This window comes from Paenibacillus sp. JNUCC-31, from assembly GCF_014844075.1.
GTDB lineage: Bacteria > Bacillota > Bacilli > Paenibacillales > Paenibacillaceae > Paenibacillus.
Map to the genome: position 1 here is coordinate 6,095,624 of NZ_CP062165.1, position 13,277 is coordinate 6,108,900.

11 protein-coding genes are annotated in these 13,277 nt (G+C 47.5%); 9 read left to right on the top strand and 2 right to left on the bottom strand.

What is annotated here, in order from left to right:
- Positions 1 to 313: 313 nt before the first annotated feature.
- The 8 genes from JNUCC31_RS26820 to coaD all read left to right on the top strand — a co-directional run bounded on the left by JNUCC31_RS26820 (position 314) and on the right by coaD (position 8,975).
- The gene (locus tag JNUCC31_RS26820) at positions 314 to 1,597 is read left to right on the top strand and encodes an ABC transporter substrate-binding protein (RefSeq protein ID WP_416234463.1); all 1,284 of its coding nucleotides are present in this window, start codon (positions 314 to 316) and stop codon (positions 1,595 to 1,597) included.
- Between the two features lie 152 nt (positions 1,598 to 1,749).
- The gene (locus JNUCC31_RS26825) at positions 1,750 to 2,640 is read left to right on the top strand and encodes a carbohydrate ABC transporter permease (protein ID WP_192273367.1); all 891 of its coding nucleotides are present in this window, start codon (positions 1,750 to 1,752) and stop codon (positions 2,638 to 2,640) included.
- The gene (locus tag JNUCC31_RS26830) at positions 2,633 to 3,463 is read left to right on the top strand and encodes a carbohydrate ABC transporter permease (RefSeq protein ID WP_192266218.1); all 831 of its coding nucleotides are present in this window, start codon (positions 2,633 to 2,635) and stop codon (positions 3,461 to 3,463) included. Before JNUCC31_RS26825 ends, JNUCC31_RS26830 begins: the two co-directional genes overlap by 8 nt.
- A 175-nt stretch (positions 3,464 to 3,638) precedes the next feature.
- A complete protein-coding gene (gene lacZ / locus JNUCC31_RS26835; RefSeq protein WP_192266219.1) occupies positions 3,639 to 6,695 on the top strand; it encodes a beta-galactosidase, LacZ type in 3,057 nt (1,018 codons plus the stop codon).
- Between the two features lie 131 nt (positions 6,696 to 6,826).
- A complete protein-coding gene (locus JNUCC31_RS26840) occupies positions 6,827 to 7,132 on the top strand; it encodes a hypothetical protein (RefSeq protein WP_192266220.1) in 306 nt (101 codons plus the stop codon).
- A 103-nt stretch (positions 7,133 to 7,235) separates the two neighbouring features.
- Positions 7,236 to 7,517, top strand: coding sequence for a hypothetical protein (locus JNUCC31_RS26845; RefSeq protein WP_192266221.1), 282 nt, complete (start codon positions 7,236 to 7,238; stop codon positions 7,515 to 7,517).
- A 338-nt stretch (positions 7,518 to 7,855) separates the two neighbouring features.
- Positions 7,856 to 8,467 (top strand): 16S rRNA (guanine(966)-N(2))-methyltransferase RsmD, encoded by a 612-nt coding sequence (gene rsmD / locus JNUCC31_RS26850; RefSeq protein ID WP_192266223.1) that lies wholly within the window; start codon positions 7,856 to 7,858, stop codon positions 8,465 to 8,467.
- Between the two features lies 1 nt (position 8,468).
- Positions 8,469 to 8,975, top strand: coding sequence for a pantetheine-phosphate adenylyltransferase (coaD, locus tag JNUCC31_RS26855; RefSeq protein WP_192273368.1), 507 nt, complete (start codon positions 8,469 to 8,471; stop codon positions 8,973 to 8,975).
- On the opposite strand, the gene JNUCC31_RS26860 is transcribed toward coaD, so the two are convergent.
- The gene (locus JNUCC31_RS26860; RefSeq protein WP_192266225.1) at positions 8,953 to 10,269 is read right to left on the bottom strand and encodes a nucleoside recognition domain-containing protein; all 1,317 of its coding nucleotides are present in this window, start codon (positions 10,267 to 10,269) and stop codon (positions 8,953 to 8,955) included. The two genes, coaD and JNUCC31_RS26860, sit on opposite strands and share 23 nt — an antisense overlap.
- Positions 10,270 to 10,475: 206 nt before the next feature.
- Here JNUCC31_RS26860 and JNUCC31_RS26865 point away from each other — a divergent pair, with 206 nt between their 5' ends.
- Positions 10,476 to 11,516, top strand: a complete 1,041-nt coding sequence (locus JNUCC31_RS26865; protein WP_192266228.1) for a SepM family pheromone-processing serine protease — start codon at positions 10,476 to 10,478, stop codon at positions 11,514 to 11,516.
- Positions 11,517 to 11,722: 206 nt separating this feature from the next.
- Here the strand turns inward: JNUCC31_RS26865 and JNUCC31_RS26870 are convergent, their stop codons facing one another.
- Positions 11,723 to 12,955 carry a nucleotidyltransferase gene (locus JNUCC31_RS26870; RefSeq protein WP_192266230.1) on the bottom strand — a complete coding sequence of 411 codons (1,233 nt, stop codon included), beginning with the start codon at positions 12,953 to 12,955 and terminating at the stop codon, positions 11,723 to 11,725.
- Positions 12,956 to 13,277: the final 322 nt, after the last annotated feature.

The window sequence follows — 13,277 nt, forward strand, 5'->3', positions numbered from 1 at the left end:
CCTCCTGTTTGTTTTAAGACAACACGGAGGGCCTTTTTTGGTGTGCAGAACGATTAGAAAGCTTCTTAACTAGTAAAATATTCAGATCAAAAAAGTACAAAATCAAAAGAAATTACAAAAAACCAAATTTAGTGCAAGCGTTTTCTGTAAAGGTTTTCATTGTGGCAATAAGATGACAAATCCGTACAAAATTATTACTAACGAATGAAGATTTGGGAATGCTAAGATGAATACATCGAGAGCAAACGCTTTCAGAAAACGTAAACAAATTACACACAAAGAGGTCGAAGGGGAGTTGAATCGTTTGAAAAAAATGTGGGTACTGATGCTCGTTACTGTCCTGCTGTTGTCTGCATGTTCTTCCGGTGGTGGAGGGAACAAGGCAAGTGAGGGTGAAAAAACCGCTAATGAAATTACGATCTGGGCTTGGGATAAAGCGTTTAACGTCGCTGCATTAGAAACAGCAAAAGAAGCCTATCAAAAACAAAATCCTGATCTGAAAATCAACATCATTGAATATGCTCAAGCTGACATTATCCAAAAGCTGAATACTGGTTTGAACTCGGGAACAAGCAGCGGTCTTCCGAACATCGTTCTGATTGAAGATTACCGTGCTCAAAGTTTCCTGAACGCTTACCCTGATGCATTTAAAGATATGTCCTCTACAATCAAAGCTTCCGATTTCGCAGAGTACAAACTGGGACCAACCGCTTTTGATGGCAAACAGTTCGGTGTTCCGTTTGACTCCGGTGTAACAGGTCTCTACTACAGAACAGATTTGCTGGAGCAAGCAGGCTACAAAGCAGCTGACCTTCAGGACATCACATGGGATGATTACATCAAAATCGGTAAAGATGTGAAAGCCAAAACGGGCAAAGATCTGATCACACTTGATCCTAACGATCTGGGTCTGATCCGTATGATGATCCAATCCGCAGGTTCATGGTATTCCAAAGAAGATGGCAAAACACCGGATCTGGCTGGAAATGCAGCACTGAAAGAAGCATTTATAACCTACAAAGCAATGATGGATGCAAATGTCGTTAAGTTGAACTCCGACTGGAGCCAATTCGTGGCAGCATTCAACAATGGTGATGTAGCTACCATTCCTACAGGAAACTGGATTACACCATCTGTTCGTCAAGAAGCTTCCCAATCCGGCAAATGGGCGGTAGCACCGCTTCCTAAAATGGCTGGACAATCGAATTCTGTGCACGCATCCAACTTGGGTGGTAGCTCTTGGTATGTCATGAACAATGTTGCTGGTGCAGACCAAGCTGCTGATTTCATGGGTAAAACATTCGGTTCTGACAAACAATTGTATCAAGATTTGCTGAACAACATTGGTGCGATCGGCACGTACAAACCGGCGGCAGAAGGCGAAGCGTTTGATAAAGCCGACGATTTCTTCGGTGGACAAAAAGTGTATGCTGATTTTGCAAAATGGACGCAAGAAATTCCTAGCGTAAACTACGGTATCAACACATATGCCATCGAGGACATTCTGGTGGTTGAAATGCAGAACTTCCTGAACGGCAAAGCCATTGATGACGTTCTGGCTGATGCACAGAAACAAGCTGAAGCACAATTAAACTAAGATGATCCACGGTAACTTATAGAACCCAAGGAAGCATCGGAGCCGTTCCACTGTCTGGCACAAGCAACAGCCGACCCGGACATGGTGGAGGCTCCCTGGGTTCTATCCATGTTACACGGAGAGAGAGGAGCCATACTGTGAAAGCCAAAGCCATGAATACAGGAGACAGTCTCCAAAAGAAAAATAATTTGACTGGATGGGCTTTTATTTCGCTCGCTGCTATCGGGATCGTTGCATTTTACTTTTATCCGATGCTGCAGGCACTGCTCTTATCGTTCAAGTCGGGTGTAGGAGCCAATCTTGAATTTACGGGCCTGGATAACTATAAAAGATTATTCATTGATACAACGTTCCGTACTGCTATATCCAATACATTTCTATACTTGATCATTCAAGTGCCTGTCATGATTATTCTCGGTTTGTTTATTTCCGTTTTATTGAATGACAGTACGTTGCGCTTCCGTAGCTTCTTCCGTACTGCGATCTTCCTGCCTTGCGTAACCTCATTGGTTGCCTACTCTGTGGTATTCAAATATCTGTTCTCTCCAGATGGCATGGTTAACCAAGCATTGCTGGGCATGCACATTATTGGTGATCCCATTCAATGGATTACAGACCCGTTCTGGGCTAAAATTACGATCATAATCGCCGTTACTTGGCGTTGGACCGGATATAACATGATTTTCTATCTGTCATCTCTTCAGAACATTGATCAGTCTATCTATGAAGCTGCACGGATTGATGGCGCGAATGCGTTCACGCAATTTTTCAAAATTACTGTTCCATTGCTTAAACCAATTATCCTGTTCACTTCCATTACATCGACGATTGGTACATTGCAAATTTTCGATGAAATTATGAATATCACCAAAGGTGGCCCGGGTAATGCGACGATGTCCATCTCCCAGTACATCTACAACCTTTCGTTCAAATATTCACCGGACTTCGGATATGCGGCAACGGTTTCGTATTCCATCGTAATATTGATTATTGTATTGTCCATTATCCAGTTTAAAGTGGCAGGTGATAATAAAAATGGCTAAAGCTAAAGCAAAACGGATTTTCACTTATGCGTTCCTGTCCATTGTCGCCTTTGTATCCATTTTCCCATTCTTCTGGATGCTGGTCAGTTCCACGAATGCTTCAGTCGATGTAACTAAGGGCAGACTGCTACCTGGTTCGGCTTTCCTTGATAACTTCAGCAAATTGGTTGATTCTACGAATCTGGTACAGGCTTTAGGGAACTCGGCTATCATCTCTGTCGTCTCAACATTGCTGGCTCTGTTTATTGGGTCTATGGCAGGTTACGGCTTCGAAGTATATCGCACGAAGTCCCGTGATTTCGTGTTTAATATCCTGTTGTTATCGATGATGATTCCGTTTGCAGCGATCATGGTACCTTTGTATCGCATGTTTGCAACGATCTCGGGAACTGTACCGGTGATTGGAATCAATACGATGGGAGCTGTTATTCTGCCGACCATTACCACGGCGTTCCTGATCTTCTTCTTCCGTCAGAACACCAAAATGTTCCCGAAAGACCTGCTGGAGGCTGGACGGATTGATGGTCTCAGTGAGCTGGGGATTTTCCTGAAGATATATATGCCAACGATGAAAACAACCTATGCAGCAGCAGCAATTATTACATTCATGAGCAGCTGGAATAACTATCTCTGGCCACTCATCGTATTGCAAACGCCTGACCAACAAACGATTCCGCTGCTGATCTCGAATCTTGGTTCGGGTTACGCTCCGGATTATGGTGTAATCATGACAGCCATCGTTATTGCCACGCTGCCAACAGCCATTGTGTTCTTCATCATGCAGAAACATTTTGTCGCAGGTATGGTCGGTTCCGTTAAATAATGAAATACCATAAAGCCGTCTGATTGGACGTAGATGCAAAAATGAGAGAAGAGGGCGCCCGAAATGGCGTTCCTCTGTCTTTCTGTTTGTTTATGTTTGTTTTTGAAAAAGGAAAATAAGAATCTGTACTGAATAAGTAATAAACATATTTGTTTCAAGAGGGAGAGAGAGCCGAATGAAAGCAACACATGCAGATATTAACTGGCTGGGCGATGTAAGCGTTTTTGAAGTTAACCGTCTTAACGCATACTCGGATCATCGCTATTATCGTACTATGGAAGAAGCGAAAGCATCCGGTGAAATGGCGATGCGCTACAACCTTAACGGAACGTGGAAATTCAATTATGCTATTCGTCCGGATTGCCGCCCCGAAGCTTTTTACAAGCAGGACTTCTCCAGTGACGGATGGGATGATATTGAAGTACCGGGGCATATTCAGCTCCAAGGGTACGGTCAGATCCAATATGTAAATACGCAATACCCTTGGGATGGCTTAAACGATCTGCGTCCACCTGCATTGCCGCAGGACCAAAACCCGGTAGGCAGTTATATTCGCACATTCCATTTACCAACAGGTTGGCAGAACAGTCCGGTATATATTTCGTTTCAGGGTGTAGAATCTGCATTCTATGTATGGCTTAACGGACAGTTTGTCGGATATGGGGAAGACAGCTTTACACCATCCGATTTTGATCTGACGCCATTCCTGCAGGACGGAGAGAATAAACTGGCTGTGGAAGTGTATCAACGCAGCACAGGCAGTTGGCTGGAAGATCAGGATTTCTGGCGCTTCTCCGGTATCTTCAGAGATGTGTATTTGTATACTGTGCCGGCTGCGCATATTCGCGATGTGCGGGTTGTGACGGATCTGGACAAATCTTATACAATCGGAACGTTAAAAGTTGATCTGAAGCTTGAAGGGAAAGCAGCTGCCGGAGCGAAAGTCGAGGCTGAACTGCGGGATGCAGAAGGCAACACGGTGAAAACATTTGGCGGAGTTGAAGTTACCAATGGCCTGGTAAATCTTCACGAAGAGATCGGGAAAGTAAACCTTTGGAGTGCGGAGATTCCCTACCTCTATCGTCTGTACATTCGTGTATATGATGCGGATGGTAAGCTAGTCGAAGTTGTACCTCAATCCGTTGGTTTCCGAACATTTGAGATGATTGATAAAGTGATGCATATCAACGGTAAACGGATTGTGTTCAAAGGGGTGAACCGTCACGAGTTCAATCCGCGCCGCGGACGCGCTGTAACCAAGGAAGACATGCTTTGGGATGTTCGTACCATTAAACAAAGCAATATGAACGCGGTTCGTACATCTCACTATCCGAACCAAAGCCTGTGGTATGAACTGTGTGATGAATATGGATTATATGTGATTGATGAAATGAACCTGGAGACGCACGGATCATGGCAGAAACTAGGTGCAGTTGAGCCTTCATGGGTTATCCCTGGTGACCGTCCAGAGTGGCATGATATCGTTATGGATCGCGCGGTGTCGATGGTAGAGCGGGATAAAAACCATCCGTCCATTCTGATCTGGTCTTGTGGTAACGAGTCTCATGGTGGTGAAGTTATCTATAAAGTGTCTCAGTACTTTAAAACAGCAGATCCGACCCGTCTCGTCCACTATGAAGGTGTCTTCCATGACCGTCGTTTCAATGATACGAGTGACATGGAATCCCGCATGTACGCCAAACCGGCGGACATTGAGGAATTCTTGAACGCGAATCCGGAAAAACCATATATCAGCTGTGAGTACATGCATGCCATGGGTAACTCCATTGGCGGCATGCATAAGTATACGGAACTGGAAGATAAATATTCGATGTACCAAGGCGGCTTCATTTGGGATTACATCGATCAGGCTATCTTCAAAAAAGATCGTTACGGCAAAGAGTTCCTTGCTTATGGCGGAGATTTCGGTGATCGTCCTTCGGACTATTCGTTCTGTGGAGACGGCATTGTGCACGCAGACCGCAAAGTGTCTGCCAAGATGCAGGAAGTGAAATTCCTGTATCAAAACATCAAGCTGTTCCCGGATCGGGAAGGTGTGAAAATCGTTAACGATAATTTGTTTGCGGACACGTCTGAATTCGAACTGGTTTACAGCCTGGAGCGTGAAGGTCACGAAGTGCTGCGTGGAACACTGGATGTAAACGTGAGCCCGCAAAGCGAGACTTTTGTAAACCTTCCACTTCATGCAGAAACCCTGTCTGATGGTGAGTATGCAGTAAATACCGCGTTCGTTTTAAAAACGGCAACACTGTGGGCAGAAAAAGCGGAGGAAGTTGCCTTTGGACAATTTATATTCGCTCAGGACAAGTTGTCTGCTCCATCAGGCGAAACTGCGGATCTGAACCTGTCAAATGAGATTCAGGTCGTTGAAGGGGACGTGAATATCGGTGTACGGGTAGGGCAAACCCATGCCCTGTTCTCCAAGGCATTCGGAACATTGGTATCCCTGAAGTTTTCTGGTCGTGAAACGATTGCAACGCCGCCTGCACCGCTGTTCTGGCGTGCAACAACTGATAATGACAAAGGTACTGCCATGGGTTTCGAGCTTGGAGCCTGGTATGCTGCAAGTCTGCTGCCTAGATGTGTGGGTTGGAAAGCGGAACAGAACCCGGATCAATATCGGATCGAATTCACGTACAAGCTCAATATTTCGGCAGATGTACAAGTAAAAGTGGCTTATACCGTTCGTGCTGATGGAAGTGTACATGTGCATAATCGTTATAAAGGAGCGGCAGGCCTGCCGGATCTTCCGATCCACGCTCTTTCCTTCAAGACTTCACCGGACTTCGAAAATGTGGAATGGCTCGCGATGGGACCGGAGGAAAACTATGCGGACCGGGCATTTGGCGCACGTCTGGGCATCCATGGCAGCAAGGTAGCGGATACCGTTGCTCCATATCTTGTACCACAAGAATCGGGTAACCGTACCGGTGTGCGTTGGGCAAAATTGACCGATAATGCAGGGCGTGGCTTCAAAATTGAAGCATCAGCATCACCGGTCGAGCTGAATGTGTCACCATATACAGCATTTGAGCTGGAGAATGCACAACATGCGTATGAGTTGCCACCGGTGCATTATACGGTCGTAACTGTAGCCGGGAAACAAATGGGCGTAGGGGGCGACGATAGCTGGGGTGCACCGGTTCATCCGGAATACCGTATCGCCTCAGATGGCGAACTTCAATATGAATTCGTTATTCGTGCACTTTAATAGCGTTGTATAAGATGCAGGATAGAGGTCTCCCAAGGGAGGCCTCTTTTTTATAATGATGGCCTGGCCTCTGAAACCGCTATCGCCTCTGCCTCGTACAGTACTGAACATGGATAAAGGAGGGGTTTATTTTGAGTAGAAAAGCAAAGACAGGTGTATGGGTGACATCGTTGGTCATACTGGGCATTATTGTGGGCTGCTTCATCTGGTATTTCAACACGGCTTCAGGTGAACGTGCGCTCAAAACGATGAGATCCAACAACTCCGGCGGTCTGGAGCGTGTGGTTAAAGTGTACAGTGATTCGGGAGAATTGATTCATACCTATGAAGGTAAAATTGATTTGCAGGATACGGAGTATGGAAATAAAGTACTTTTTGATCTGGATGGCAAACGGATTGTGATCTATAACGCAACAGTGATCAGTGAAGAGAAATAAAATGTAGGACGGTGTGGGGAGTTTAGCCAGTAGAATGCCGATGACACTCTTTCGCTCATATGGTAAAATTAAGGAATTGAGTTTGAGTGAAGGAGGAGAAATCTTGGGCAATGCTGCTTTAATCGTATTTTTTGCCATTATCGGAATGGCTGTTTTCTATAGTTTGGTTGCCTATTTCCTGATTAGGATGATTTCCAAAAAGGCATTCAAACGAAATTTGGACGGATTTCAGATTATACAGATCATAATACTGGTGGCAATTGTCTTTATTGTTATTCAATCGATCAGATACGAGTCATGGAATATGGCCTTTTCTGCATTGGGATTATTGATTCCGCTGTTAAGTTTGAATGTATCCATGCGTAACAAAAAAAGAAGCAACTAAGTTGGAATAGGGTTGACTGAGGACTACGGCTTCATAATTGTTCGGTTCGGCTATACATAATATTGGATAACAAAAAGAAGCCCTCTTTCGAGAGCTTCTTTTTCATGGGAGAGGAGAAACCGGACGAAGAGCTTATGGGGAAACGTAAGTCTTCTCCGCGGTTGTCTACGACACTTGTGATGTCGATAATTATAGGATGGCCGGAATTTTTCCTTTTTATACATATGCGTCAACAATTTTCTTGAGCGAAAGCAGACAGACTATTTTTCAAACTGAACCCGATTGTGGTAGGATAGCTGTATCAATAAACTTACATAGAGAGAAAAGGTGACTCATCAGTGAGAGTGGTATCTGGGAGTGCGAAAGGCAGACCGCTGAAGGCTGTTCCTGGCACAGGAACGCGGCCGACCACCGACAAGGTGAAGGAAGCGTTGTTTAGTATGATTGGCCCTTATTTTGAGGGTGGTACAGCATTGGATCTGTTTGCAGGCAGTGGTGGTCTCGGTATTGAGGCACTGAGCCGCGGCATGGACAAGGCTGTTTTTGTTGATTTGGAATCGAAGAGCATTGAAGTGATCCGTGCAAATCTGAAGGCAACCAAGCTGGAAGATCAGGCGGCTATATACCGGAACGATGCCGGTCGTGCATTAAAGGCGCTCTCCAAGCGGAGCACCCAATTTAACCTCGTATTTCTGGACCCGCCCTATCGTATGAAAAATGGGGATGAGTTCATGCTTACAATGCACGAACTGGAGCTGCTTGAACCGGAAGCGACCATCGTGCTTGAATATGAATCCAAATATAGTTACCCTGAGCAATTCGGCCCGTTTGAACAAACGCGCAAGGCATTGTATGGGGAGACAGCTGTATCCATCTATCATTATGCACCTGCTGTAACAACAGAAGATGGAGAACCTAGCACAGCGGAAAAGGAGGCTCCTCATGAGTGAAATGATACATCGTCAGGAACGAATTGCCGTATATCCAGGAAGTTTTGATCCCGTAACCATGGGCCATCTAGACATTATTGCGAGAGCGTCGAAGCAGTTTGATCGTGTCATCGTGGCGGTATTGAATAATATGAGCAAAAATCCATTGTTTACGGTGGAAGAACGCAAGAGTCTTATTAGAGAAGTCACAAGTCATTTGCCTAATGTGGAAGTGGACAGCTTCCGTGATCTGACGGCAAATTATGTGAGACAAAAAGAAGCCCAGGTCATTGTCCGCGGCATTCGCTCGGTGACTGATTTTGAATATGAACTGCAGCTGGCTTCGACCAACAGCAAGTTGAACCCGGATGCGGAAACCATTTTTATGATGACCAATCCCAAATATTCTTATTTGAGCTCAAGCATCGTTAAGGAGATTGCTCACTACCACGGGGATGTCACCGATCTGGTTTCGCCTGAAGTTGAAACGGCGCTACGTCAGAAAATTAGCGAGAAAACCGGCGGTTGAACCAGAAGGTCAGCCCCGATAGGCTAACCATGACGGCGAGCAGTAATGCCAGACCGATGCAGGCAGCTGGAAAGCCGCTCCAGACGGATTCGATGATGTCGGAGGTGTTCATGCCAACCAAGGATTGCTTGGTTAGGAATGGTGACAAACCATTGCCTGTATTGGTCTGAAAAGTGGCCCAGACCTCAGAACTGTAACGGCTGAATGGCAGCCACAGCAGCAAGCTGGTGAAAAAGGCAATCATCGCATGAAGCAGGCGTATTCCTGCAAAGTAGAACATGGATGTTGATGCAAGCCCGGCTGCCTTCAGTACAGCGGAGACTTGCAGATGAGAGCTTAGACCGCCCCAGCCGAGGATGGCTGCAAGTAAAGATAGGATGAGCAAAGGGCTCAACTGGCTTTGGCTCAGGTGATAGGCTCCCAGATGGAGCTCCAGCAGAGCAGGCCAGAGAGCGACTGAAGTGCCGGGTGTGATATAGAGTGTGAGCAGCCGAATGAATACAGCAAACACAATCATATATCCCCCGGTCATCATTAAGGTTTGTACAGCTTGGGAGACTGTGTCACCAAGCAGTTTGCCGAACCCTCGTCCATCCCGTACCTGGGCCTCGCGTGCTGCAAGCATCATTTGCGACCACAGACTACGCCGTTTGAATGAAGCAGCTTGGTGTACAGAATTAGGCGTTTTTAGATCAGAGACAATCTCATTGTGTTTCGATTCAGCGGATGAAGAAACGATACGGGTACTTTTGGACTTCGCAGGCAGAATACGTACCCCGATCATGTTGGCGATCCAGCCACTTACCCAGTGAACCCCAAGAAGGAAGTATCCGGCAGCAGGCTGGTGGAGAAAAGCAGCACCAATGACAAGTATAATCATCAGTGGATTGGCGAAATGAGCAGTTGATGCCACAATACCCGCCTGTTTGGCGGTAATTTGTCGATCCTGCAGCAAGCGAGATGCGGTATCAGCCCCTGCCGGGAAACCGCCGCACATGCCGACCACAATAGCGAGTCCGGCTTTGCCGGGCAGACGGAACCACCGCTGCATCAATGGCCCAAGTAAGACACCGAGCGCATGAGTGAAGCCGAATGCAGTCAGCATTTGGGATAACATCAGGAATGGAAGCATGGCAGGAAAGATAATTTTCCACCAAATATCCAGACCCTGAATGGAGGCATCAAATGCTTCTTTTGGCGATATAACTACTGCAACGACCAGCAATAAAGCACCGGTACTCAGAAGTACCGTTCGTAATGGTCCAGAGCCTGTAACTTCGCTCTGCATTGTCATGGTTTCACCTCATATGGATAGCCGCAATACAACACGCGGCTTCGGATTAGTTGTGGACGGCCGAATGACGTCCGGAAACGGTTCGGCCTTGACCGGATAGACTACTGTAAACAGCGGCCTATCCGGCCTGTACCATTGTATGCGGGAGCAGAGGAGTGTTAGACTTATAATAATGGAAAGATACACAAAGAACGGGGGCTCATGCAATGAATCGGATTCGGAAATCAGGCGGATTCAGAGCTTCGATCTTTGTGATCGTGCTGGCTCTGGTCGTCTATGTTGCGGTGTATATGCCAACGCCATATATTATTTATATGCCTGGCAGCGCCGACGAAGTAAAACCCATGGTCACCGTTAAGGATGGCGATAAGGAAGAACGTGGCGTATTTATGATGACGACAGTGTCGGCAACATATGCCAATGTGTTTTTGCTAGGAACTTCCTTGTTTAATCGAAATGCCCAAGTGGATAAAAAAGAAGATCGGCTGCGCGGCAAAAGCGAAGCGGAATATTCTGCCGAACAGGTCTGGTTCATGAGTGATTCGCAATCCTCGGCAATGGAGGCAGCTTATGAGCAGGCGGGAGTGAAATACTCCATTGTTCCTGAGCATATTTTTGTATTTGGGTTGTCTGATGATCCAAAACCCAAGGGAGATATTGAGCCCGGAGATATTATTTTGGGTGTAGACGGAACTGCAACCCCGGACAATACAGTGCTCTCTGAGCAGTTAAAGAACAAAAAGGTCGGAGATACGGTTGAGATGCAATTGGAGCGAGGCGGAGAAACCATCAGCCGGGACGTTCAACTCATTGAAGTGAAAGACAGCAAAACAGGTGAAACTCGTCCGGCGTTGGGTGTCATGATCGGAGCGGTTCAGAAGGTCAAAGCAGATGATCCGAATAAACAGATATCCTTCACGGATACTCAGGTAGGTGGTCCATCAGCCGGACTGATGTTCACATTGGAGATTTATAACCAGCTGACCCCTGGAGATCTGACGAAAGGTCACCGGATTGCTGGCACAGGCACCATTACCAAAGAAGGGGTGGTTGGTGCGATCGGTGGCGTTGTACACAAGATTGTCGCAGCAGACCGAAAAGAAGCGGAGTTTTTCTTTGTGCCAAAGGACAATTATAAGGAAGCCGAGGCAAAGGCTGAGCAGATCGGGACTAAAATGAAACTTATTCCTGTCAGTACGGTGGATGATGCGCTGGCTTATCTAAAAACCTTATCTGTCAAATCATAAAATGATTATTCTCCCTAAAAAAGGGACGTATGAGAGAGTGCAGGACGACCCTATAAAAAGTAAGAGAATGATGTGAAATCCCCCTATTGCGATTATGCCTAATTGCAATAGGGGGATTTGGGTTATATGGTCTAATGTTAATGCATACCGCTTCAAACAACGTCGTTTGGTGGTTCATTCAGTTATGGATATGACTGAATGAAGACCTAGAGTCGCACAGGTGGCTCATAGTAGTCACTATACATCAATCGTGTATCGGTGTGCTCACAGGCAAGTGCATATGCTGCCTGAGCTTGCACGTCCAGCTCCAGCTGGTTATGGACAAAGGTCGATGGTTTCAGCAGGACAGGCAGAGCAGCCGTCTTTTTCATATGTTTCAAGATGCCCTGTCCCTGTGCATTAAACCCAAGTACCCGGAGATATCCAGGCCCTTCGCCAAGTTTCTCGGGTGAACACTCCGCCTTGGTATGGTTCAGCAGCAAGTGAGCGAGCATACGCTGCAGCTTCGTGCGTGTATACCGTCTGGTCTTAAGCGCGCTCAGCAGTGCCTCGACTGAAGGGTCAGGGAGCTGAGCGAGCGTGCGGGTCAGCCGATGTTCGAGCCCTTCCGTGACCTCGGCGATCTGCGCCAGCTCGGAGGCACGGCGGGTGGCCGCGATGTGGAGCAGCGGCTGAGCAAAGCGCTCCCAGTGCACGGGAGCGCGCCTTTCCTGCCATTCGCGCTGCAGAATGGCAAGGGTTGCCGCCGGCACGTATGGTGCGGCGGCTTCGGGCCCGTCCGCCATCAGCAGGCGGCGGACGGCAGTTGCACTGGCGATCGCCCCCGGCCCGGGCGTCGCCTCATGATACGCGGCACCGGTACGCGCCGCCGTAAAAGGCTGGATCGCGCTGCCGAGTCGTTCCAGCGCGATCAGGTAGTGCAGCCCAAGCGAATTGTTGGGCTGCCCCAGCAGTGCAGCGGCGTCGCCTGCATCGACGCCGCCAGGCGCCAGCGCTGCCGCCGCTCCTGCGTACGCGGCGGGGTAGCTGGCGCCTTCCCGCAGGCGGCGCGCGATATCCTCGCGCAGCCCTGCGGGCTCCACAGCCAGCACGCGCGCAATGCGCTGCAGGCTGTCCAGGTCGCCGGACTCGCTGCCGAAGCAGAGCGAGTCCACAACGCCGGTGTGGTGCAGCAGTGACACCGCACCAAAGGCGAACCACTCGGCCGGTTGTACAGCATAGGCAACCGGTAATTCAAGCACCAGATCGGCGCCGGCGTGCAGCGCCATCTCGGTGCGGGCCCTTTTGCCCACAATGGCGGGTTCGCCACGCTGGAGAAAAGGGCCGCTCATTACAGCCACAACAGTGTCAGCGCCGCTGAGTCGTCTGGCTTCACTCAAATGGTAGACATGCCCGTTGTGTAATGGATTATATTCAACGATGACGCCAACGACTTTCATATTAGAGCGCACTCCTTTCGAGCATAAGGGGGATTGTTATGTATAGCATGTAAAATATATAGGCTAAATGAAGCAGGCTGAGGCTGGGTTATCATTTTAATGTAAAACGCGTCTTGTAACATTTTAAATAACGTACTCAGTTCCATCATAGGGGATGTGCTAGCATTTGATCAATTCATGTTGCCATGAAGACAAGAGAAAAAGACGCGAATCTTACATCTAAGATGTTAGAACGCGCCTTCGAGGCAATGAGAGATTATAATTGAAATCATTTTACAGCTGATTTAGGAGAGGTGCTTACCCAACTAAAAGAATATATATT